Raw genomic sequence first — 23,791 nt, 5'->3', positions numbered from 1 at the left:
TAATCCCCTGACCTTTCTCTATCCGTTTGAAACTTTATTTTTTATGTACTGCAGAATATCTTCTCTCAGCTCACTGTTATCCATGGCAAAATCGATTGTCGCCTGAATAAAGCCAAGCTTGTCTCCGACATCATACCTTTTGCCGCTAAAATGAAAAGCCGTTACTTCTTCTTGATGGGCAAGTTCTTTTAGAGCATCTGTTAATTGAATTTCTCCGCCTGAACCCGGTTTAAGATTTGCAAGAATGTCAAAAATCTCCGGCCGCAGGATATATCGTCCTAAAATAGCCGTATTAGACGGGGCATCTTCCCGCTTTGGTTTTTCGACTAAATCTTTAACTTTATAGACATTGTCAGCCATTTTTTCATTTTCATTGTAGCTTACGATTCCATACTTCGAAACATCTTCAGGCTTTACATTTTGCACGCCGATCACTGTGCTTTGAAATTGATCATAAACAGCGATTAATTGCTTTAAGCAAGGAACCTCAGATTGAACGATGTCATCACCAAGCATAACAGCGAAAGGTTCATTGCCTATGAATCTTCTGGCGCAATAAATCGCATGCCCGAGACCAAGAGGCTCTTTTTGACGGATATAATGAATATTGGCAAGCTCCGAAATGCCCTGGACCTTGCTGAGCAAATCCCATTTCTCTTTTTTAATCAGCGTCTCTTCAAGCTCATAGGATTTATCAAAATGATCCTCAATCGCACGTTTTCCCCGTCCGGACACGATTAAGATGTCCTCAATTCCGGAAGCAACGGCTTCTTCGATAATATATTGAATCGTGGGTTTATCAACTATCGGCAGCATTTCTTTAGGCTGGGCCTTCGTAGCCGGCAAAAACCTTGTTCCCAAACCCGCAGCCGGTATGATCGCTTTTTTCACATGCATATCTCTACCCCCTGGTTATGTCAAAAGTCTCTCTCTTTATATTACAACATCAATAGAGCCTATTCCTTTAAGGTTTTATAAATGTTTGGTTAAGAAGAAAAGCGGAGCCGACTGGTCAGACCCGACAGACAGATAAGGATCCGGCAGAAAAACAGAAAAAAACTGACTCTAAAACCGTCTTCCAACGTTTTTAGAGTCAGTTTCTATTCATTATTGCAGGAACCAGTTTTGCAGACTGCTGCGGGTTTGCTCAGAGATGGCTCCTTTTCCGCCCAGGTAGTGAATGTGCGGGATGAATGTCATGTGATCATAGATGTAGCTTGAGACATGCAGCGGAACTGCATCTTTTTCTACTAGAATGATAGGTGCGCGGTCGTTCGCTGCCAGCACTGAACCAGGCAGAGCATCAATAAACTCTGTCCCTCTTGCAAAGAAGACTTTACGATTGTCCAGGTTGTATTTTTTCACGATATTTACGCTAGTTTCATAGCGGTCTTTTCCGTATACGCGGTCAACATTGCCAGCACCTACTAAAGCTTCAAGCTGAGATTGAACCTTAGCTGATACAGCTGTCTCTCCTCCGACAATCGTTACTTTGCGAACACCATTGCCGCTGATGTAATTTGCAACTGCTTTTGGAACAGTGTCAGCTTTTGTATAAAGGATCGGCATCTGCTCAGCTGCTGCATAGGAAGCAATGGACAAAGCATCCGGCGATTCACTGCTGTCAGAAGTAATAAAGATTGAGCCGGAATGGCCTACTTGTTTAGCGACGGCTGCTGCCGTATCATATCGCTCTGAACCGCTGATGCGGTGTACATTTGCTGCGATACCTTTAAGCTCTGCTTCCACTGAATCAGAAATGGCCGATTTTCCGCCAAGAATATAGATATTTGCAGGATTCAGATTCGCTAACGTTTGTTTAACGGAATCAGATAATTGAGTAGGATTGGATAATAGCAATGGTGCATTGTATTTTTTGGCAAGCACGCTTCCAGTTAAAGCATCAACCGGATTATCTCCCCGCCCGATAAAGACCGTATTTGCAGATGCCCATCCGAACTCGGCAATGGCTGCACTTGTTTCATAGCGGTCTGCGCCTTCAATTTCTTCAACGGCTTGACCAATATAGTTATCATAGTTTGTGCCAGGGTAATAGAAATTAGTGATTTCCATATAATTTTGCTTTTGATCTGACATGGCTTTAGCTCCGTACTGGCTCATTCCGACGCCGTGGCCAAAGCCGCGGCCGTTAAAGGTGTAGACACCATTTTCAAATGTCAGGGAATCAATTAAATGACTTTTGAATTCCACCGTGCCAAACATAGAACGAAGGGCAGTGATGTTGACGTTTGTGCCTTCTTTTACGACGGTTTCAATCTTGCCGTCTTTCATCTGATAGGTGCCATTTACATTTTTAACATAAAATTCAATGCGGTAGCTTCCTGTTTTTCGTCGATCCCCGCTTGTTTTTTCATTAGAAACAGCAAGCTTCGATACTTTTACAATTTTGATGTCTTTGCCCGTGAAGTTTTTATCTGTTTTAAGCCATGTTTTGATATTGTTTGAATACTTCACGTCTTTTTCCTTAACAGTACTCCACCAATCTGCAGGCTTTGTTAAATCAAGATGTGCCGGGTCCAGCTGATTTTCATTCACGCTGATTTTCCATGGAGTTCTAGGATCATAAGGATCCGTTTTTGCAGGGAAATATGACAGCGGGGTTCCGCTCGTCCATACATTTGCATTATTTTCCGTTTTGCCGCCGTTGCTTGAGCTGTATAAAGCCTCAATCAAATTACCATTCATCTTCAGAACTTGGCCTTTTGTCCGGTTAACCGCTTCATTTGTGTTGGTATATGAGGATTTACTCCAAATATATCCTTCATATTTTTGAAAACTCACTGTATCATCAATTGTTTGGTTTATTCTTTTTAATGCGTACGTTCTGGCTGAAACGGATTGAGCTTTAAGAGCCTCAACAGGCCAGCTTGGATACATTTCTCCAGGTACAACGCCTTTTAAATAATCTTCAAGAGGAAGCTCATTTTCCGGACGGACGTACTGACTGTTTTCAACTTTGAATTTCATTGTGCCTAAATAAGAACGGCCATTAATCTTCATATAATTTTCGGTGCCGTATTTTACAGGAAAAAACACGGCAGAACTGTTTAACGACTTGTTCTTGACGCTGCCATTATACAAGACCAATCTGCCGCTTTCATTTTTCACTTTATAGGTATGGCCAATTTTCAATTTGAAATCATTTTCTCCGGCCAAATAGTATTCGCCTTCAACTTGAACCGTAACTTCTTTGGCATTGCCGACATAGTGTTTGAGATTAACAGACACTTCTGAAGGATTACTATTAGCAGCAAACGCATTTTCTTCCGCAAACAAAAAGAATAGTGTTAATGCAACAATTGACATAAAAGCCTTATTCAAAAGTAGTTCCTCCGCTATGATAGATTGAGAGCTTCTAGCATTAGCAGTTTATTCCACAGAAGACAAACTTGACTCACCCTTATACCCATTTTCGCCGGTAAGTTCAAAATCTTCTTTTACGAGTCCGAGTTTAGGAGCGTAATATCTTGTAAAAATGGTTTCCTCGTCTACTACTTCATTTGATATTTTCTGAATGACAAATACATTTTTCTGTTTTCCGTAAGGCGTTTCGACAGATGCTGATTTTTCTAGCAGTTTCCAATCAGCTCCGCTTCCGAGCAGCTTTTCATTCATATTCGGCTCAAATGAGTCCAGTATACTGACACTATGGTCCTGCAGCTCACGATCCTCATACACTAAGGTAATCTCAGAGTCTGTCCATTTAAAGATCTGAGTGGTGGTTGAATCGCCCAATGTCAGAGCTATTTGGACATATTCTTTATTAGCTGCCGTCACATTTTCTGTGAGTAAAACGACTCCGCCTTCTTTAAATTGTTTTTTTGCTCCCGTCTCAGGACGATACTCCAAATATGGACCTGCCGTACTTTGTTCACTCTCCATTTTTTTATCGGTATTTTCTGGAGATTCTTTAGGCTTTTCCATATTTTCTTCTGAATCTGCTTCCGGTTCACTTTCTTCATTCTGAACCTTTTCTTGCTCTTGATCTTTAGCCGGTTCTTCATTAGCAGGAGGCTCTGTTTGATCAGGTTCTTCTTTCACCGGTTCCTCTTTTTCAACAGGCTCAGTTACAGAAGGATTCTCTTCTTGTTTGCCCGCCTCTTCATCACTTGCTGCACAGCCTGATAAAAATAAAAGAATCAGAGAGAAACTAGTAAGCATTTTTTTCATTATAATCATCCTTAACTTAAGAAAGATTCGGGCTATTAGTGCGCCCGAATCCATCTGAATTATCTTACTCTGTTAAAAATCTCGCCGGTTATCGCATCAGGAACAGCTCCGCCGATCAGCGTCACTTCTTTCATATGATGCTTGCCTCCATACTCCATAATGTAGGTTTCGAGAGATTTATTAAACGTTGAACCTGTCAGAATCAGCGGTGCCTTTGTCACTAAAGATAATGGCGCTGCCGCTAATGCATCCGGGAAATTGGCTCCCGTTGATACTAGAATAGAATCTGAGTTTAGATATGGATCAAATCGCCAAAGTACTTTTGCAAGTGTCTCGTAGCGGTCTTTGCCAGCTAAGCGTGCATAGCTTGATGGAGCTGCGTTTTTCACCTGTGTATCAATATTCGAGGTGAGAACGCCATTTCCTCCAAGAATCAGAGCCTGCTTGCCTTTAAGCTTCAGTCTTGCTTCACTTGAAAGACTGTTTGTATCCGACAGCATAATCGCCCAGTTTTTCTGAGCAGCTATAGGCGCTGCACCAAGAGCATCCGGATAGTTGCGTCCTGATGTGACAAAGTAGCCATCAACGTTTCCGATCTGATTCAAAATAACCTGATTCGTTTTATATCGATCGGCTCCGCTGATTCTCTCAACTGTTAATTTCATTGATTGTAGCTGTGTTGCGATGCCTTTAGAAACGGCACCTTCACCGCCGATAATAATTGCTTTTTTCGCTTTTAGACGGGTAATTTCATTTGATATGTAAGAATCCATTCCATTTCCTTTAACTAAAAGGATTGGCGCTGCCCCGTGCTTTCTTGATAATGGACCCGCTGAAAGTGCATCTGCATATCCAGTGCCTGTTGCGATAATCACGGTTTTATCCGGTTTGCTGTCTGCAAAACCTGCAGGATACATTTTCTTTGAAACATGAATCGCTGTTTGATAACGATCTGCACCTATTAATTTCGTTAATGGGAGCTTTCTCGTTACTTTATCGTTCGCGATATTAGTAAAGACGACTTCGCCAGAAACCTTATTAATCACTCTGGCATTAGGTGAATACTTACCTGCAACGTAACGGGCATGTTCAAAATCAACATAGCTTGATTTCTTTGCACCATTTACATATAAATCGTATTTGGCTGGAAGGAAGTTCGACCAAAGTGTAAAGCCGTTGCTCTTATAGACGAGTCTTGTATTCTTGTAGCTTTTTGCAAAAGTCATCGCTTCGCTTGAAGTGAAGAACTCTCCTAATTTCCCATTCGTTCTATGGTGCACTTCATATTGCGTGCTTGTTTTATAGATGTCTTTTTGAGCATTCTTATCGAACACTCTGACTGGTTTCGTTTGTTTTTTGGCAAATTGCAGAGCCTGATCCTTCGATTTTGTCGTTAATAATTTATGATTGCTGGAATCGTATACTTCATAGACTTTAAAGTAATTTACGACGGATGAGGCAATAGCCTGTGCTGCTTTATTTTGAAAATCCGATGTTTTAATGCGTGCTTCTTCTTCACGATTGGTCATGAAGCCCATTTCTACAAGGACCGCAGGCATTTGTGCATTGCGAATGACATAGAAGCTTTGATCATCGGCAATCCCTCTGTCAATTGACCCTAATTTAGCTAAAACAGTCGGATGGATTTCACCCGCTAAACGCTGATTATCTGCTAAGTATTTGATTTGCAGGGGATCATGCGGATATTCTTCTTTTGCGTGGTCAACACCATTATAGTAGTAGGTTTCGTATCCTTTTACATAGGGGTTGCTTGGATGGGCATTATGGTGAATGGAAATAAATACGCTGTTGTCGTTATTTCCTTTTGCAAACTGGTTGGCCTTCTGCATTCTGAGATCAAAATCACCGCCATCTGTGCTTCCGTCCGCTTTCTTCAAATAGGGTGCAAACTCCATATCCGTATCTCTTGTTAAGTAAACTTTAATACCGCTTGTTTTAAGGTAATCTCTTACTTTTTGAGACACGATCAGATTTGCTTTTTTCTCGCAAAAACCAGTCGTGTTTCCTGTTAATCCGCATGTACCGCTGAATTTTCCTCCATGGCCAGGATCAATCACAAGGACTTTTTCCGCAAAACTTGTATTCGGGGCGAGTAAGAGCATTAAAAATAGAAAGATGCCCAGTGCCCATGACTTGCTGCTTTTCATCATTCACTCTCCTTTTTCTGCATAGTTCGCTATTACTCTTCTATTATATCATCCGCAATCTCTCATTCTTATAAGATTATGGCAATTAAGGATAATTAGGGATTTAGGCATTAGCGGACATAGCCCTTTTGTCAGATAAGCAAAAAGAAGCTGCCGGGCCATAAAGCCCAGCAGCTTAAAGTTTCTCAAATCTCTTTTATTGAATCAATTTATGAATCTCAGAAAGGACCTCGTCAGATACCGCACCTTTTCCTCCAAACACTTTCACTTGACCAATGTTATTGCCTTCGAAGAAATTTTCCACTTCCGGAGATAATGTTTTGCCAACCAGGATGACTCCGCTATCATGCTTAGCGGCTAATGCTGCACCAGCTAATGCATCTGCAAAGTTTTGTCCAGTTGCTGCATAAACGACATCCAGTGAAGGCTCGAAGAAGTCTGCAAGGGCTACACTTGTTGCGTAGCGATCTTTACCATAGACTCTTTCGGCTCCAGGTAGTTTCTTAAACACATTGTCAGACAGGGCGCCTTGACCGCCGACTACCAATGTATTTTCAACACCAAGATCTTTAAGAACCTGACTTGATGCTGCAGGAAGCTTATCTTTTTCAGACAATACGATCGGCATGCCGTACTGTCCTGCATAAGAAGCAACAGCCAGAGCATCAGCAAAGCTTGATCCATTTACAACAACGGCATCTTCTGAACCATCTGGAGCTACTTCTTCAGCAATTGCTGCAGCAGTTGCCCATCTGTCTTTACCGAAGATACGGTCGACTTCAAGACCCATATCATTTAATTGTTTTTCAACATCTTCAGAAACGGCTCCTTTACCTCCAAGGATAACCACTGTTTCTGCTCCCAGTCTTTCAAGCTCAGCTTTTGTAGCTTTTGATAATCCTTTTGAATCTGTTAATAAAACTGGAGCATCATATTGAGCTGCAAGCGGAACACCTGCTAATGCATCAGCAAATTCCTGTCCTTTTGCAAGGAAGACAAGCTCAGAACTTTCCCATCCATCTGCACTGATCGCAGCTGCTGTCGCATAGCGGTCAACCCCGCTGATGCGGCTCACTTTATCATCTCCGCGGTATACTTTTACTTCTTTAACCGTTTTGTGTCCTGCCAAGTCAACAGCTTCTACCGTGAACGTATTTTCACCTGGCTGAAGCGCAACTTCTGTCTTGATTTCTTTCTCAATACCTCTCATTTCATAAGGCTCTCTCAGCATGTTGTAGAAGACCTCGTCTCCATCAACCACTACTCGAAGCTCTTCAAAATTATCAGAAACATTTGTTGTTAAGGTCGCTTTTTCTTTTGAAGCACTTACACTTGCAGGTGCATTTACAGATAGCTCAGGTGCAGTAGTGTCAACGAAAAATTGCTTTAAGAAAGAAATTTCGTTGCCTGCTTCATCTGTACCTGCGATGCGGATTTTGTGGAATCCATCTTCTAATGTAAGAGTTGTTTCAAACTCATAGCGGTTTGTTTCAGCATTCCATTTCAATTCAACTGATTTGCCATCTACCGTGAAGTTTGTCACTTTAGACTCATCTGTTACATAGCCTTTTACAGGAACTTCATTTGTATCATATGTTCCAAGGGCTTCAGGAAGCTCAGAAATGATTGATGGAATTGTATCATCATTGACGCCTTTGAATTCTTTTGCGGACGTGTTGCCTGCATGATCAACTGCAAGAACGGTTACAGTCGAACCAGTTGCAACATTCTCCAGATTGAATTCTGTTGTTGTTGGAGCAAGCGTTAATGGATTTCCATCTTTATCTTTCCCAACGACAGATTCGCCGTTAACAAGTACATCAAAGTATGCAACACCTGAACGCTCATCAGCTGCATCAAATGTTACCTTGTTATCTTTAAATGCTGCATTTAACGTTGGCTGAACCGTATCAACGATTACAGGAACGTGAACCTTTTGAGGCGCTTTTCCTGCATAGTCTACCGTTGCAGCGATTTCAAAATAATACTGGCCGTCTTTTACAAGAGCATTTTTCACTTTTCCATCCCATTGATTTGCAGGATTTAAAGTGTAAGGCGTGTATCTTCCATCGTAGTAATGCTTGCGCACTTCAACTTCTGAACGGATGGTACGCAATTGGTTTTTGTTTTCATCGAGCACATTGTATTTCACTTCTTTAGCGTTGCGCAGGAATGAAAGAACCGGAATTAACTGGTCATTACTGCCGTCGCCATTTGGTGAGATCGCAATTTTACGGGCATCGAATGGAACTTTTTCATTAAATGCATCGAATCCAAGGTAGTTGAAGTCTTCGCCAGACTGTGCTACAACTCCAGCTGCACCGTAGAATGTTTCGTTTTCTAAATCAAAGTTCATCGCATCAAGGATTGGAGCCTTGCCCCAGTCTCCATTGAACCCTACATAAGGTACTGTAAGCTGTGATAAACCTTCAGCAGAGAATGTTACGAATCCTTCTACAAAGTATCCGTTTTTGAAGACATCCTTCACTGGTACAGGAGTTTCAAAATCATCCCCTAAAACTTTTGCATTCGTTGTATCAAGCGTTACCTTAACTGTTTTTGTTTGACCGGCAGCAACCTCTACTTTAGTAGTGTCTTTACCGTCAACTTTAATAACAGCATCCATTAATTGTTGTGTTTCAAGCTCATCATAGTTATATCCAAGAGATCCGCCGTTAGCGAAATCCGTTTGAACATTTGCTTTTACATCGTAAGAAACAGCTTTATCACTGAAGTTTTTAAGATCAAGAGAAAATTCTACTTTATCTCCTACTTCTTTCAAAGCGACTTTCCCTTCACCTGTTTTTGATTCAGTAACAACTGCAGGTGTATTAAGAGCAGAGTAGAGTTTCATTAATCCCGCACCCTGACGGCGTGGAGAATAAGGAAGTTCCCATCCAAAAGCGTCATTAACCAATCCTTTGTCAATAACAGGCTGAGACGTGTTCATTAAGATGTTTTTCGCCATAAGGACGCGATCTGCACCTTCTAAATTAAATAGCTCGTCTACGCGCTCAAGAACAATCGCAGATCCGCCAGCAACGTGAGGCGCAGCCATCGAAGTACCGCTCATAATTCCGTATTGATTATCATTGAATGTAGATAAGATTTTTCCTCCTGGAGCTGTGATTTCAGGTTTAAAATCCAGGTTCGGAGTCACGCCCCATGAAGTAAAGGCAGACATTTTCCCTGCTTCAGCATTTGGAGCAGCTACTTTGTCATCACCAAAAGTGACTTCAAGTTTTTTCCCTTCCTTAGCTTGCGCTTCAAGGGCATTACCATCTGCAATGCTAAGTGAAACTAAAGGAATAGCCGGCTTATCAAGCGCCATGCTCACATAGTCGCCATGTGCAGGCAATCCGCGGATGATCACACCTGCAGCACCTTGTTCCTCAGCCGTTTTTTGGATATTTGCATAGAAGTATCCGCCAGTACGAACGGCAAATACGACTTTGCCTTTTACATCTTTTCCTTCATATTGTGCAGGCTGTCCATCTCCTACATACACAATATCAAGCTTTTGACCTTTAAACTTATCAAGGAATTTCGGTCCGTCCTGCTTTTGGTACCCAATTGTTCCAAAATCAGCGCCATCCGCTTGAACTTTCATTGCATCAAGTTCAATTGTTGAGTTTTCAATGGAAGCAACCTGGAGAGAGTCGTATGAAAGTCCTGGAGATCCAACGACTCCTATATCTGGATTGCTTGCATAAGGATTTGCCCAGGCATTTCCTAAATGGGCTGAGTTACCAGCAGAAACAGACATGACCACTCCGTTTTCAACTGCTCTTTCGATTGCCTTCTGTTCAGGATCTTCCGGCAGCACGAATGAGGCTGTTGAGCCTAAGCTCATGTTCAGTACATCTGCACCCAATTGAATAGAATCATCGATTGCTTTTACATAGATATCACTCCATGTAGAAGGCATTTCAGGATCATTTCCGAAAACTTTCAGAGCTAAAAGCTGCGCCTCAGGAGCCACGCCTTTTAAGCCTCCGTTGTCTTCATCTCCATTTGCACCAACTGTTCCGCCAACGTGCATTCCGTGCATCGATGCGCCCGGTCCCAAATCAAGAATTTCTTCATTCTCGTCCATATAGTTATATCCGTAAGGCACTTTTTCTGTGTAATACTTTCCTGGCAGGTTAAGGTCAGAAACAGCATCACCTACAGCGCCTTCTGTTAAAGCAGGAACTGTATCTTCACTGAGAATCATGTCTCTGTGACTTGGATCGATCCCTGTATCAATGATACCTACGATCATTCCTTCACCGTCATAGCCTAAATCCCAAGACTCGCGTGCTTCTACTAAGTCTTTGCTGTATTTCATTTCAGGCTCTGCAGCAGGACGCTCGTATTCATGAGCGATCGTTACTTTATTAACACCAGTTAATTTTTCAAGCAAAGCGATTTTCCCGTAAGCAACTTCTCCAGAGAAGCCGTTGACTACAGTTGTAAACTCCTGCTCGAATTTCATTCCAAGGTTCTTTGAAGCGATTTGGTTTTTAACCGCTTTTTGCTCTTTCAAAGCGTTCGCTTTCAGCTCTTCCTGCTTTGATTTTGCAAGTGCATCAAATTTCTTCCCTTGCTTTGTTGCATATGTAATTGCGGGCTCGCCCTCGACTTCGACAATTACACGAACTTTGTCAGTATTTTTATATTGTTTATCAGCGTCTGATTTTTTAATAGATTGCTTGCCGGCATTTTTCTTAACCTCAGTATTGGCATTGCCCTTTTGCGGTGTCGGAACCGCTGCTAATGCTGCATTTGAGAAAACTAACAAGAAAGCGAACATTAAAAATAACGATCTTTTCAGTTTTACCTTCAACTACTTGACCCCCCTAGTAATTTAGCAGTGCATTTCACTAAAAAAATACTAATTTATCCCTCCTTTAACATATATAGAAATTATTTACTCTTTTATTCTATTTGTAAAATATTGAATAGTCAAACATTTATAAAAACTTTTGTTCGTTAGTATATTAAAGACAAATTCCGACAATAACCAGGACCGTAAGATGTTAGTTACACATTGATGCATCAATGTTTTAAAGCGAAAAACAGATATGAAACCCGGAAACTATGCATTTAAACAGAAATTATAATTATCCAATTATTTGTATATCGCAATAGAAATTTGGTGGAGGGGCAAAAGTCCTGACTCCTTTCGACTTTTCTCAGGCATTTTTCTACACTTTTCCCGGGGAATTATTTTTATTTGACGAAATTCTTTATAAAAAATAAAAGGCTGTTTTCGCATAGATTTTTTTTGATGATAAATGTTGCCCGTTCCTTTCCGCTCCAGGACCTTGCTTTCCGCGGGGAGCATGGGAGCCTCCTCGGCGTTGCCTGCGGGGTCTCCCATTTTGCTCTATTTCCCGCAGGAGTCAAGTTCCTTCCGCTGCAATCCACTTAAGGTTTCTATCATTTAGCCTGCAGCAACAACATTTATGAAAAGAGCCAAAGAAAAAATCCGAACTAAAACGAAATTCAAGTTGGAATTTCACATAATAGTTCGGATTTTTCTTTGGCTAAAAACCTTTTGTCCCAGCCTCTGATAGAAAGATTTAATTTTTTAATAGATTGATGATGTCTTTTTCAATGTTGGCATTTACTGCTCCCTGTCCCCCAAGAATAGTAGCTGCTTGATACTTGTCGATTAATGTTTTTGATGATGCATCATTTACAAGAAGAACAGAAGCATTATTCTTTGATGCAAGTACAGCTCCTGAAAGAGCATCAGGGAATTGATCTCCTCTTGCTGTGAAAATTTCGTTTTGTCCCAGTTTTAATTGTTGGGCAACTTGAATACTAGTTTCGTATCGGTCTTTCCCGCTGATTCTTACTGCACCTTTGCTTTTCAGTTCATTAAATACTTGGGCTGAAATCGCATTTTTTCCTCCGATTACAACAGTCTTAGTTACGTTAGTTAAAGACGTCTTAATCTTCTCTGGAATCACAGTTACTTCACTAAGCAAGATTGGGTATCCTTTTTTCGAAGCATAGGCCGCAACAGATATGGCATCAGGAAAATTTCTTCCTGTTGCAACAATAGCTGTAGATGATGGGAGGCTTTCTGCAATTTTTGCTGATGTTTCAAATCGGTCTGTACCCGAAATTCGGGTAACGGTTAAACCTGACCCTCGAAGTTCATTTTCTACTTCTAATGGGATGGCTCCTTTTCCGCCTAGAATAATGGCTTTTTTGGCTCCTAATCTGCTGATTTCCTGTTTAGCCGGCAAATTATACTTTGATTGAATCGTTTTAGATTTACCATCCACTAAAAGAAGCGGAGCCTGGTATTTTGCAGCTAAAGGCGTGCCTGATAAAGCATCAGGAAAATCCGTTCCAGTCGCAAGTACAACTGTATCAGACTGCTTCCAGCCTTCTTTAGAAATTTCTGCAGCTGTATGATAGCGGCTTGTACCTTCGAGTCTAGTTAAGATTCTTTTTAAATAGCTGGATGCCACATATCCTTTAGTTTGGGAATCTTTAACCTGAACTGGATACCAGACAAAATGGTTGGATGAACCGGCACTGCTGTCATAAACAAACTCTCCGGCAGGTTTTACTGTGATACCTTTACCTGCTTTAACAACAGGAGCAGACCCCGTTGCCCCCTGACGGATTTTCGGATCAGCAGCATCTTCGTTAAACGTGATGAGAGTATCGTTTTGATTAAATAGATGCTTTGTCTCTGTCATGTGCGCATTTAGTTTAAAATCTGTTTTATTAAAAGTGATATTTTCTTCAGATCCACAAGGATAAGTGAAATCTGCAGGCAGCATATCAATCAATGCAATCTTGGTATTGATATCCTGTATGCCTTTGCCAGAATCAGTTTTAATTAATTCATACAGCTCTTCCTGATAAGCTCCTGTATTTCTCTCTCCATCGCCTTCGCATACAGCAAGGGGGCTGTTCTCGGGTTTAATTCCGTTGTATCGCAAAGCAGAAAAATACCATCTTTCCAAGTATGTACTTGGATCGTCTTTTTGTACGAGTGGTGCAGGCTTATTTGAACCTATAGGCACTGTCAGGTAGTCTTTTAATCTCTTAACCCCTGAGTAGATATTAAAAATCGCATTCTTTTTCAAATTTTCTTCATCTGCTGCCGGGTATACCGTTATCTGCATGATGCCTATGCCGCCATCACCAGATATAATAGGATCTCCATTTTTAAATTGCTGCCAGTCGATGCTTTCTTTAGTCGCAACAGCTTTTACAATTTCCGCAGGAACTTCAAGTTCCAAGGAAACATTCGAAAGCAGACAATTACCAGTTTGATACGGGATGAACTTGCCATATTGTGTTTGCGGATCATAGTTGCATTTTTGACTGACCTTCTGCTGAACACTACTGAAGTCCGGAGTTGCCGCCTCTGACACTGCCGGCACCACGAAAACAAATACTAACGACATAAACATGAAAAGGGTGATTTTTTTAAAATACACGTACTTTGCCTCCAAAGTTTAGATTCTAGTAAAATCTTAACATATAATCCAACAGGTTTTGTATGAATTTCCAAAATAAGATAAAAAAATAGATCCCTATTAATAGGATCTATTCCGCGGTTTTCACAAAGTATTTTGTTAAATAGTCTGCCCATATCTTGTTGCCCTCAGCATTCGGCGCTGCTTGATCTTCAATTAGAAGAGATTTTATCTTCTCATCTTTCCGATCTGGCCAGGCTTCCCAATGATTAAGGTATGTTACCTCTTTCCCTTCAACAAATACTTTTAATGCATCCACTTCTTTTGGATAAAAGGTTGCATTGAAGATTGGATGGGATGGCTGAACAAGAATAACTGCCTGCGGGTTTTTTTCTTTAAAACCGGCAATAATTTCATCGACATTTTTCAAAGTGTTCTCGAGGCCTACATTTCCATTATCGTTTAAAGAAAAGGGTTCAAATAATAAGATATCCGGCTGAAGTTTATTCACTTCTTCACCGTGGTGTTCATTGATAAATGTTCTGGTTGTGCCTTCAGGATAAGATAAAACTTGAAGAGTGAACATTTTCTCCCCATATGCTTCCTGCAGATAAGTTTGCAATAATGCCGGCCAGCCTGTGCTCTGTACAGAAGTGCTCTCTGATCCAACTGCCACAATTTTTAATGGTTTGCCGTTTTCTTTTGCAAGCTTCATTTTTTCTTTTATCGGTGCCGGCAGGTTAGCAGCTTTGGCCATCCATTCAGGCTGTTCATCTTTCACTGCTGCTGTTTCTTCTGTATTAGAATCTTCCTGCTTTTCTTGAGCTGAGCTTATTTTCTGTTTCCAATGATGGTTGCCTAGTACAAGTGCACATACCGTTAAGATAATGACACACATTGTAATTACTTTACTCATGTCAAAGTTCCTCCAAAATCTACAAAGTTCTACATTCTATCATAGTTATCTATATGTAAACCTGCAAGAGTATTAAAGGAAATTTATTATTAATTTCTCAATATTTTACTATTGTTACCATAATAAAAAGCAGTGAAATACATCACTGCTTAATGAATCACACTTTTCACACCTAAATAACGAGGTTCAAAGTATACGTTATCCATTGTGGAAATCGTTACGCCTTTTGAAGAACTTGCATGGATAAACTCATTGTTGCCGATGAAAATTCCTACATGAGACGGACCTGCTTTGTATGTTTCAAAGAATACAAGGTCTCCTTTTTGCGGAACGGCCACAACTGTTGCGTCGTTCCATTGATCAACCGTTGTTCTAGGCAGATCTACCCCATGCTTGTCGAATACAAATTGTGTATAGCCGCTGCAGTCAAATCCTGATGTTGTTGTGCCGCCGTAAAGATAAGGTACGCCTTGCAGGGATTTCGCTGTTTCAATAAGCTTGTCTACTGGAAAATAAATCGAGGTAAGCACACTGTTGCTGATTGCACTTGTTCCTCCGATGACCGTGACGGTTTGTACATTTTTCGCATCGATTAATTTTCCAATTTCAGCTGGAAGAGTGGATGAATTTGTAAGCAGCATCGGAATGTTTTGTTTTGCTGCATAGATCGATCCAGTTAAAGCATCTGCATATGTAATACCTGAAACTAGTAAGGCACGCGACGCAGAGAAGCTTGCAAACTTAGTGGCTACCTTTGCTGATGTGTCATAGCGGTTCACTCCTGCAATTCGTTCTGCATATGGAAGCTGTGACGCTGTACCGGAGGCAATTACACCTGTACCGCCAATGACATATGATTTCGTAAAACCGTTTACATAATTTTTCACTGACGCTGGAACGCCTGTCTTCTTAACCAGCAGGATGGGTGAGCCCTGCCTCGCAGCAACCGCAGATGCTGAAAGACTGTCTGGGAAATTGCTTCCGTTTGTAATAAATGCTTTTTTAGTGGTAGATCCTAATTTTTCAGCTATAGCTACAGATGTTTCGTAGCGATCGGGGCCCGATATACGAGTGACAGTAAGGCCCATATTTTTCAGTTTGCCGGCTACTGCTGCAGAGACTGCACTTTCACCGCCGAGTATGTATGCATTTTTAGCATGTAATCTTGTAATTTCACTAGTAATTGCTGCAGGCATTGCGTCTTTTCCCGTAAGAAGGATTGGCGCATTCAGCTTGTAAGCTAGCGGTCCTCCTGCTAAAGCATCAGGGAAGTTGTTGCCAACTGCAATGACAACAGTGGATGTGCCGTTCGGGAAAGTCTTCTTTGAAACTTCTACTGACGTTTTATAACGATCCTGACCATAGATTCTGCTTGTTGTCCCTGCTTCTGCCTCTTTAGGCTGGGAGATCAAAAGAATCATCAAAAGACTGAGACAGCTCAACATTGTAATAGTTATTCGCTTCATACCATTCTCCTATGATGTTTTTACCCTTTCATATTATATAACAGTTTAATAGTCTGACAGTTTACAAATATGTTACAAATTGCTGTTTCATTCGATGATAGACAACAAAAAGACAGCGTTTCCGCTGTCTTTTGCTGTTACTTTATGCCTTTTTTCGACGCGCTGCATATAAGGCAGCACCCGCCATCATGAGAATGGCTCCAAAAAAGACGGACTGATACATGACAGTTGCTGTCTTTGGAAGTTCATTCTCCCTAATGCCAGAAGCAGGTTTTGCTTTTTCTGGCAAAATTGGCTCATTCCCGCTTTCCTTTTCCGGCTGCTCTTCTTTACCCGGTGTTTCTCCTGTCTCAGGATTCTCAGATCCTAAGACAAACACCAGCGGATTTTCCAAATAGTCCTGCTCTTCTTCAATTGTAAATTCATATTCATACTCGATGCCTTCACTGTATACAAAGAGGCTGTAGGCACCGACTTTCAGACTGAATTTCCCTTCATCTGCCTGAAGATCATCAATCAGCTGGCCAAATTCATTAGAATAGCCTTCAAATATGATGTCTTCATTGTTTTCATCCAGACCCTCTATCAAAAACTCCGCTTCACTGATCGGCTGTTCATCCTCATTGATCAAATAAAGCTCAGCTTGCTTCATGCCTTCTTCATCCTCAGGCAAAGTGGATACTTCGATTGACGCAACGTTTCCAAACTCATCGCTTTCTCCATAGACTTCAATGAGATAGGTTGTATCAGGCTCCAAATCAGTTAACTCGTATGATGTTTGAGATGCAGGCAGAGGCTCTTCCTCTCCTGTAAATTCTCCGTCAAGGATCACAAAATATGAACCAGCTGATCCTTCAAACATTTTATCCCATGAGAATGAAATGGAATGCTGAGTCACATCCTCAATATGAATTTCAGGATAGTTCGTAATGTCGATCTGAACTGTAATGCCTCTCTCTCTCAACTCCTGTACGACGAGATCAGCGTCTGAACCGGAGGACAGATAAAGTGTGCTGATTCCATACAGTGAGACCAGGGTCAAGTTTTCAAGCTTCAACAGCTCATCAATAGTTGTTAATTCTGTTCTTTCCAATGTGAGGACTTCCAATGAATGAAATTGATCTAATCCAGTTAAATCTTTCAGTGGATTACGGGATATCTCAAGGAACATAAGCCCTTCTAAACCTGAATCTCCTAAATGTTCGATCTGATTATCAAACAATACTAATACTTCTAACTCATTCAGATTAGAAAGCACGGAAATGTCACGGATCTTATTTTGAGAAAGATCAAGATAATCAAGCTGTTCCATTCCCTTTATAAACGAAATATCTTTGAGCTGATTATTTCTGATGGAAAGGGAAACCAGGCTTTCCATTTCTGCAATCTTTTCATAGCCTTTCAGCTTCGTGTTTTCGATTGTTAAATCAAAGATTGGCAGTCCGCTCAGCGGAGACAAATCGAGTTCAGACTCATTGTTGATAAGATATACATACATTAAATTTGACGCATGTTCCAAGCCTGACAAATCTTTAATATCCATATCTGCAAGGAATAATTCATGAAGGCGCTCCATGTCGCTCGCGCGGACATCACGGTTTAATCCAAGCTGTTCTTTGATGATATCTCTTAAAGTACTGTCTTTGAATTTCACAACAGGACCTGCAGGAGCAGCCGCTGTTGTTTCAGTAGTTTCAGCGCTGGCAATCAGTTCACCGTCTGAATCATAAGCCTGCACCTCAATGTCATAAGTAGTCTCAGGGGCAAGACCTCTGATCCAGTAGCCGTACTCATAGCCATCGATTTTATCTGCGCCCGTTTTCCCGTCGACTGCTACTTTGTAATAATCAATCTCTTCTTCCCCGTAGTAGTCCCAAGAGATTTCAATGGAGTCTTCCGTTGCTCTTGTTGAGTAAACATGGAAAGCTTCCCCATCTTCATACTCGTACTCAACATAAACACCCTTATCTCTAAGCTGCGTGATGACATCAATAGCTGCAGATCCATCAGATAGATCAAGCGTGTCTATATCAAATAAGAGAACATATTCCAGAAAATCAAGCTCAAGCAATGGGTCTATGCTTTCTATTGAAGTAGTGGACAAATCCAGGAAATACAGGTTTTTTAATCCCGTAAGCTCCTCTATCCCCGTAAGAGATAAATTCTCGCTCACACTGAGTTCGGTTAATCCTGTTAATCTTTCAATCCCTTTAAGGGAAGTAAGTTCATTCCCGCCTATATAAAGAGAAGCTAATTGCTCAAGCGCAGGCATTCCTGAAAGGTCTTCTAAACTATTATAAGCAAGACCCAGTGCACCTAACTCTTTCAGAGGAGAAAGAACGGATAAATCTTTTATGCCTGTATCAGAAAGGTCCAAATACTGCAGGTTCGGCCATTTTTTTAAGGATGAGAAATCCTGCAGAGGGTTTCCGTCCAAAAGAAGGAACGTAATACCTGTCAGGCTTTCAATCGGTTTTAGATTTTTAATATTGTTCATGGATAAACCGAGAAATTTCAGGTTCTTGGCTGTTTCCAAACCGGATAAATCACGAATCCCGGCACCCGTCAGGTCAAGCTCTGTCAGATGCTCCATATCGCTCTCAACGATATCCCGTTTAAAGCCGAAGTATTCTTTCATTGCTTTTTTAAGATTAGCATCAGCAAAAATCACTTTTTCCCCGGACGGCGTTTTTAAAGTAGAGAACATGCCGTTGGTAAAACCGAGCAGCTTTCCTTCCTTATTAAAAGCCTGTACAGAAAAAGAATACTGAGTATCCGGTTTCAAGTCTGATGCTTCATAACGATAGGATTTCTTGCTTGTTTCTATTTTTTCTTTTTTCTCATCAATCGTCACTTCATAATAGGCAAGGCGCCCCTCGCCTTCATAATCCCACTCAAGAACTGCGTTTGTATCTCCCGGCTTAACTTGATTAATATACATATTCAAGCTGTCATCATAGACAAATTCCACAGAGTCTTTAAAGAGGCCGATCTCATCAAGGATATCGATGTAGCCAGATCCATAAATAATGACCTTTTGAAGAGACGGAAGGTCAGCCAGCCCTTTTATACTCTTAACCTCTGTATAAGAAAGGTTGATTTCCTCCAGCTGGTTAAAGGATGCTAAAACAGACAAATCTTTAACGCTTGTCCAGCTTATATCCAAAAGCTTTAAACCCGTAAGGTTCCCAATGTGCTTAAGATCCTTGAAGCTTGTATCTCCAAGCAGCAGACTGTGGAGGTTCGTTAACGAATTCAGAGGAGAAAAATCAGCTGCACCAGACATCGATAAATCCAGGTACTCGAGTTTCGCAAATGCTTTTAACGACTCTAAATTTTTCAACCTGTTTCCTGCTAATTCTAAATGCTGCAAATTCACCGCATATTCAAGGCCGGATAAATCCTTAATTTCATAAGGAGATGCATTTAAGTAAGTCAGTTTTTCTAAATCACTTTCCGTGATATCGCGCTGAATACGAAGCTGCTCCTGCACCGCAAACTTCAGGTTTTTATCTTTGAACTCAATCGTTTTCCCTTTAGCCGCTTCCTTGGTTTTCCCTTTAACGGCTGCTTCGCTGATCATCTTACCATCTTTATCGAATGCCGCAACTTTCACTTCATATTCAGCAGCTGGCTTCAAATCTGTAAAGATATTCTCTGTTTCTGTTGTTTTCTCAAGCATTAATTTCCCATCGAGGTACACATCATAAGAAACGGCGCCGTCTAAAAACCAGCTTGCTTCAAATGATGAATCATTCACTTGGTAAAAGAAAACCATGTAGTTTGGTTTCTGTGCTACTTCTGTTTGAGCGCTTGTTTCTTTCGTATCAAGCAGCTTGTCCCCCGCTATTACTTTCATGGTAAATGCGTAGGTTGTGTCAGGCGTTAAATCCTTAAAGACGTATTCGCCTGCCTCACTAAAGCTTTGAACAAACTTGCCATCCTGAAACAATTGATATTCCACCGCTTCAGTGACATTGTATGTTGGCCAGGACACAATAATAGATGTGCCTTCAGCTCTAGCATTCAACTTGAATTTATCATCGATCACAACAGGTTCACCAGGATCAACAGGAGTTCCGCTGTCATCATTCCCTTTTTTATACACAACAGTAATGGCTTCTGTCTGAACGGAGTCATCCCCCGCAAGCTTTACAAGATATGTATACGTTTCTTTTTCTTTCACGTCTTCATCAATGAATTCGTATGTTCTCGCAGTTGAACCATCTCTATTTTTAAGTTCATCTACAAGTTTGGATTCAATCGCATTGTCCTGATCATTTTTCTTCAGGACAAATGTTTCAGGTTCTGCAGATGCTGATGTAGTTGTCCACAGCAGCTGAATCCCTTTTCCTGTGTTTTTAAACGAATGAAACCCGATAAGTGTCGTCCCTGCTTCAGCTGCCGCCGTATAAGGCAATGCCATAGTAATAAGCAAAGAGAAAATCATGAAGATCGACAGCATTCTTTTCATAGTAATTTCGTAATCCCCCTAGTTTCTTATAAACATCTAAATCTATTATAGTTATGTGAAATTCGATTGTATATTTGTATTTATAGACAAAAATCTACAAACTTATGAAACTTTTTGCTCATGAACAACGTCTCATAGGATGTTATCACTTATTTTTACAAAAAAAGTATTGTTTACCTGATTCGGTAAAAATATAATGTGTATAGGCTAATAATTTAATTAAAGGATGGTACTCTATGAGAGAGACTCGAAACAAAAAGCGCAAATGGCTTTGGATTGTGCTCAGCATCATTGGATTGCTCGTGCTGGGTACAGGAGGCTATGCCTTTTATTTGTATAAAACTGCATCAGATACTGTTGCAAAAATTCAAGAGGATATTGGAAGAGACGTATCAGAAAAACGTCCTGAAGCTGTGGCTTTCAAAGAAAAAGATCCTATCTCTGTCCTTCTTTTAGGTGTTGATGAAAGAAAAGGAGACCGCGGACGCTCTGATTCTTTAATTCTATTAACAGTGAATCCGAATAAAAAATCCATGAACATGGTCAGCATTCCGCGTGACACACGTACAGAAATCATCGGAAAAGGCAAAGAAGATAAAATCAACCATGCCTATGCATTCGGCGGCACGGAAATGGCCATTAATACCGTTGAGCACTTCCTTGATGTGCCTGTTGATTATTTTGTTAAAGTAAACATGGAAAGCTTTAAAGATATTGTAGATGCTGTCGGCGGAGTAGACGTTAATAATACGCTTGATTTTACTTATGAAGGTGAAACTTTCAACAAAGGCACTGTTTCATTAGATGGTGAAAGTGCTCTTAAATACACAAGAATGCGCTATGAAGACCCGCGCGGTGACTTTGGACGCCAGGATCGCCAGCGTCAGGTTATACAGGCTGTTATCTCTAAAGGAGCTAACATTTCTTCTCTGACAAAGTTTGGGGAAATGTTCAAAGTTGTTGAAAATAACGTGAAAACAAACTTAGATATGAACGAAATGTGGAGCATTCAGGAAAATTATAAAGGTGCCCGCAGCTCAATGGAGCAGCATCAAGTAAAAGGAAAAGGCGATATGATCGGCGGAGTTTATTATTATATCGTGCCTGAAGAGGAAAGAACCGGTTTATCCAATCAGCTGAAAGAGCATTTGGAGCTTGAATCGAGTACGGCATCTTCAAATTAATAGAAAGAGCGGATTTCATTTGAAATCCGCTCTTTTATTATGTTTAAGATTTTTACCATTTAGTCTAGTTTACAAGAACAGCCTTTTAATAAAATCAGCTGTTTTCCTTCGCCCATTTAATCAACTTAGGGTGTTTCGACCAAATATATTCATTCTCATAAACATATTGGACGGCTTCGTTTTGATCTCCGATTCCATAGGAATCAGGAGGTGCCGGCAGCTTTTCCTTGCCTGTCAAAAAGTCGAACACAAATGGATTAACCTTCTTCGCTTTTTCTGCCAGCTGCTTTAATTTTGAAGTAGCCCCGTTTATAGCATATTCAAGCAGTACTCGATTATAAGCTCCTGATGCCATATGACTTTCACTATACTTCTTCAGCAGTTTTTCAGCCTGCTTGTACATCCCTAAATCCATGTACATGATAAAGAGTGTGTAGCGAACGCCCTGGTTATCATTTTCATTTAGTTTAATCAAATCCTCACACTGCTTAACGGCTATATCTAAATGTCCGACTGCAGCCTCAAGTACTGCATAATTAAACTTAGACCTCATATAAGGTCTTGTTTCAGTAAGTCCCCAGAACATGCCTTTATTCTGTTTGAAAAAGTCGCTGCCAAGATCTGCTTCACCAGCTTCCATCCCTTTTTTGAATAAGTTCAGCTGTTTCTCAAGGTCATGCTCTGCTTCTGCAAGCATATTGTAGGCATCAGGGTGCGGATAAAGCTCTAATGCTTTTTCTGCAAGCTGTAATCTCTTTTTCGGTTCACTTTCCATCGCTTCAAAAATCAGTTCTTGGGCTTGAACACGGTTAATTTCACGCTGTCTGCTCACCTTTTCAACGGCAGTCTCCAAATCAGCCTCTAACTCTTCTTTTATTTCACGGTAAAGCTTTGAAAGAGAGCTTGCACTAACCTCATACATTTCAGCAAGTTTTTTCTGAGTCAGACCTTGCTTGTGAATATGTTTTTCTACAAAATAGTGCATCGCTGCTGCATAGGCAGCAGGCTTATTGATTGAAGGCATTTCCCGGTGGAAATAAGCGTGCGCTAATTCAACAGCCAGCTCACCTGCTTTTGCATAAATGCCTTGTTTGAGAATATTATTTTCCAACATGAGTGCCGCTGTTTCATAATTTATATCATCCCAAACAAGTTCTTTTTCCGGCTCAGCTGTTTTCTCATCCGGTTCAGGCTCTGTCAGCATCGAAATGATCATCTCTGGATAGTGATCACCCATAAATGCTTTGTGATCAGTGAACTCACTCTGCCTGAATAAATCTAATGTCAGCTCAGTATTGTGCGCTGTTTGATTTTTCTCAAACTCAAGCTGCATCAAATAATACGAGTGGTACTCACCATATGGAAGCAAATAGCCAAGAAGCAGACCGCCCTCTTCGAAAGAGGCTGCTCCCTGTGCCACTTTGACCTTGTTTTTTTCATTTGAAAAAATATCTTTTACAGTAAGCCACTCGTCATCTATTATGCTTTCAATGACAGAAAAAGAAGGTGCCGCTTCTGCCCATTGATTAAGCTGAGACAAAGTAGATGGACGAACTTCTTCTTTCTGTTTCTTCTCCACAAAGGCCTCAATTACCCTTCCGTGAACAAATGGGACAGAAAAGACAGCCCACACTAATAGAGCACCGTATACATTTTGGTGCTCATCCCGGTTCAGCTTACCCATTTTTTCTTTAACCGCATCATCCATTTGTCTGGAAAAATTCACAGAAGCAAATTCCATCAATTCGACCTGAAGCTTCTCAAGATCCTCATGGCGGATAGCCTCAAGTGAAGTTTCTTTCTTCATACAGCATTTCTTATATTTTTTCCCGCTGCCGCAATGGCATGGGTCGTTGCGTCCGATATCCATTTATAAACTCCTTTTATTGCTTGATTCCCTTGTCTATTGTGCCAGTAAATTGAATAGAATTCAATGCGCGCAACAAATCACGAGAAATT

The 23,791-nt window shown here is 40.8% G+C and carries 11 protein-coding genes; 1 reads left to right on the top strand and 10 read right to left on the bottom strand.

The genetic code is table 11. The features are described from left to right. Positions 1–18: 18 nt before the first annotated feature. The 9 genes from galU to GJU41_RS09940 form a co-directional block, all read right to left on the bottom strand. Entirely contained in the window at positions 19–897 is an 879-nt protein-coding gene (gene galU / locus GJU41_RS09980; protein WP_154318507.1) for a UTP--glucose-1-phosphate uridylyltransferase GalU, read from the bottom strand. 210 nt (positions 898–1,107) lie between these two features. Then, on the bottom strand, positions 1,108–3,342 hold the full coding sequence (locus tag GJU41_RS09975; RefSeq protein ID WP_154318506.1) for a SpoIID/LytB domain-containing protein: 2,235 nt from the start codon (positions 3,340–3,342) through the stop codon (positions 1,108–1,110). Positions 3,343–3,390: 48 nt separating this feature from the next. After that, positions 3,391–4,191 carry a hypothetical protein gene (locus tag GJU41_RS09970; protein WP_154318505.1) on the bottom strand — a complete coding sequence of 267 codons (801 nt, stop codon included), beginning with the start codon at positions 4,189–4,191 and terminating at the stop codon, positions 3,391–3,393. A 59-nt stretch (positions 4,192–4,250) separates the two neighbouring features. Continuing rightward, a complete protein-coding gene (locus GJU41_RS09965; protein ID WP_154318504.1) occupies positions 4,251–6,362 on the bottom strand; it encodes a cell wall-binding repeat-containing protein in 2,112 nt (703 codons plus the stop codon). 193 nt (positions 6,363–6,555) lie between these two features. Further along, on the bottom strand, positions 6,556–11,187 hold the full coding sequence (locus GJU41_RS09960; RefSeq protein WP_224771392.1) for a cell wall-binding repeat-containing protein: 4,632 nt from the start codon (positions 11,185–11,187) through the stop codon (positions 6,556–6,558). Between the two features lie 739 nt (positions 11,188–11,926). Then, positions 11,927–13,813 (bottom strand): cell wall-binding repeat-containing protein, encoded by a 1,887-nt coding sequence (locus GJU41_RS25390; protein WP_154318503.1) that lies wholly within the window; start codon positions 13,811–13,813, stop codon positions 11,927–11,929. 109 nt (positions 13,814–13,922) lie between these two features. Beyond that, on the bottom strand, positions 13,923–14,708 hold the full coding sequence (locus GJU41_RS09950; RefSeq protein ID WP_154318502.1) for an SGNH/GDSL hydrolase family protein: 786 nt from the start codon (positions 14,706–14,708) through the stop codon (positions 13,923–13,925). A gap of 149 nt (positions 14,709–14,857) precedes the next feature. Continuing rightward, positions 14,858–16,174, bottom strand: a complete 1,317-nt coding sequence (locus GJU41_RS09945; RefSeq protein WP_154318501.1) for a cell wall-binding repeat-containing protein — start codon at positions 16,172–16,174, stop codon at positions 14,858–14,860. A 142-nt stretch (positions 16,175–16,316) separates the two neighbouring features. Further along, entirely contained in the window at positions 16,317–20,648 is a 4,332-nt protein-coding gene (locus GJU41_RS09940; protein WP_154318500.1) for a leucine-rich repeat domain-containing protein, read from the bottom strand. Between the two features lie 236 nt (positions 20,649–20,884). Between GJU41_RS09940 and tagU the strand changes: the two genes are divergently transcribed. Further along, on the top strand, positions 20,885–21,832 hold the full coding sequence (tagU, locus tag GJU41_RS09935; protein ID WP_154318499.1) for a polyisoprenyl-teichoic acid--peptidoglycan teichoic acid transferase TagU: 948 nt from the start codon (positions 20,885–20,887) through the stop codon (positions 21,830–21,832). Positions 21,833–21,926: 94 nt separating this feature from the next. Here the strand turns inward: tagU and GJU41_RS09930 are convergent, their stop codons facing one another. Further along, complete coding sequence (locus tag GJU41_RS09930) at positions 21,927–23,702, bottom strand: SEC-C metal-binding domain-containing protein (RefSeq protein ID WP_154318498.1); 1,776 nt, start codon at positions 23,700–23,702, stop codon at positions 21,927–21,929. Positions 23,703–23,791 lie beyond the last annotated feature (89 nt).

The sequence above is a fragment of the Metabacillus idriensis genome, assembly GCF_009674765.1.
Taxonomy (GTDB): domain Bacteria; phylum Bacillota; class Bacilli; order Bacillales; family Bacillaceae; genus Bacillus_P; species Bacillus_P idriensis.
This window is presented reverse-complemented; position numbering and strand designations above follow the sequence as displayed.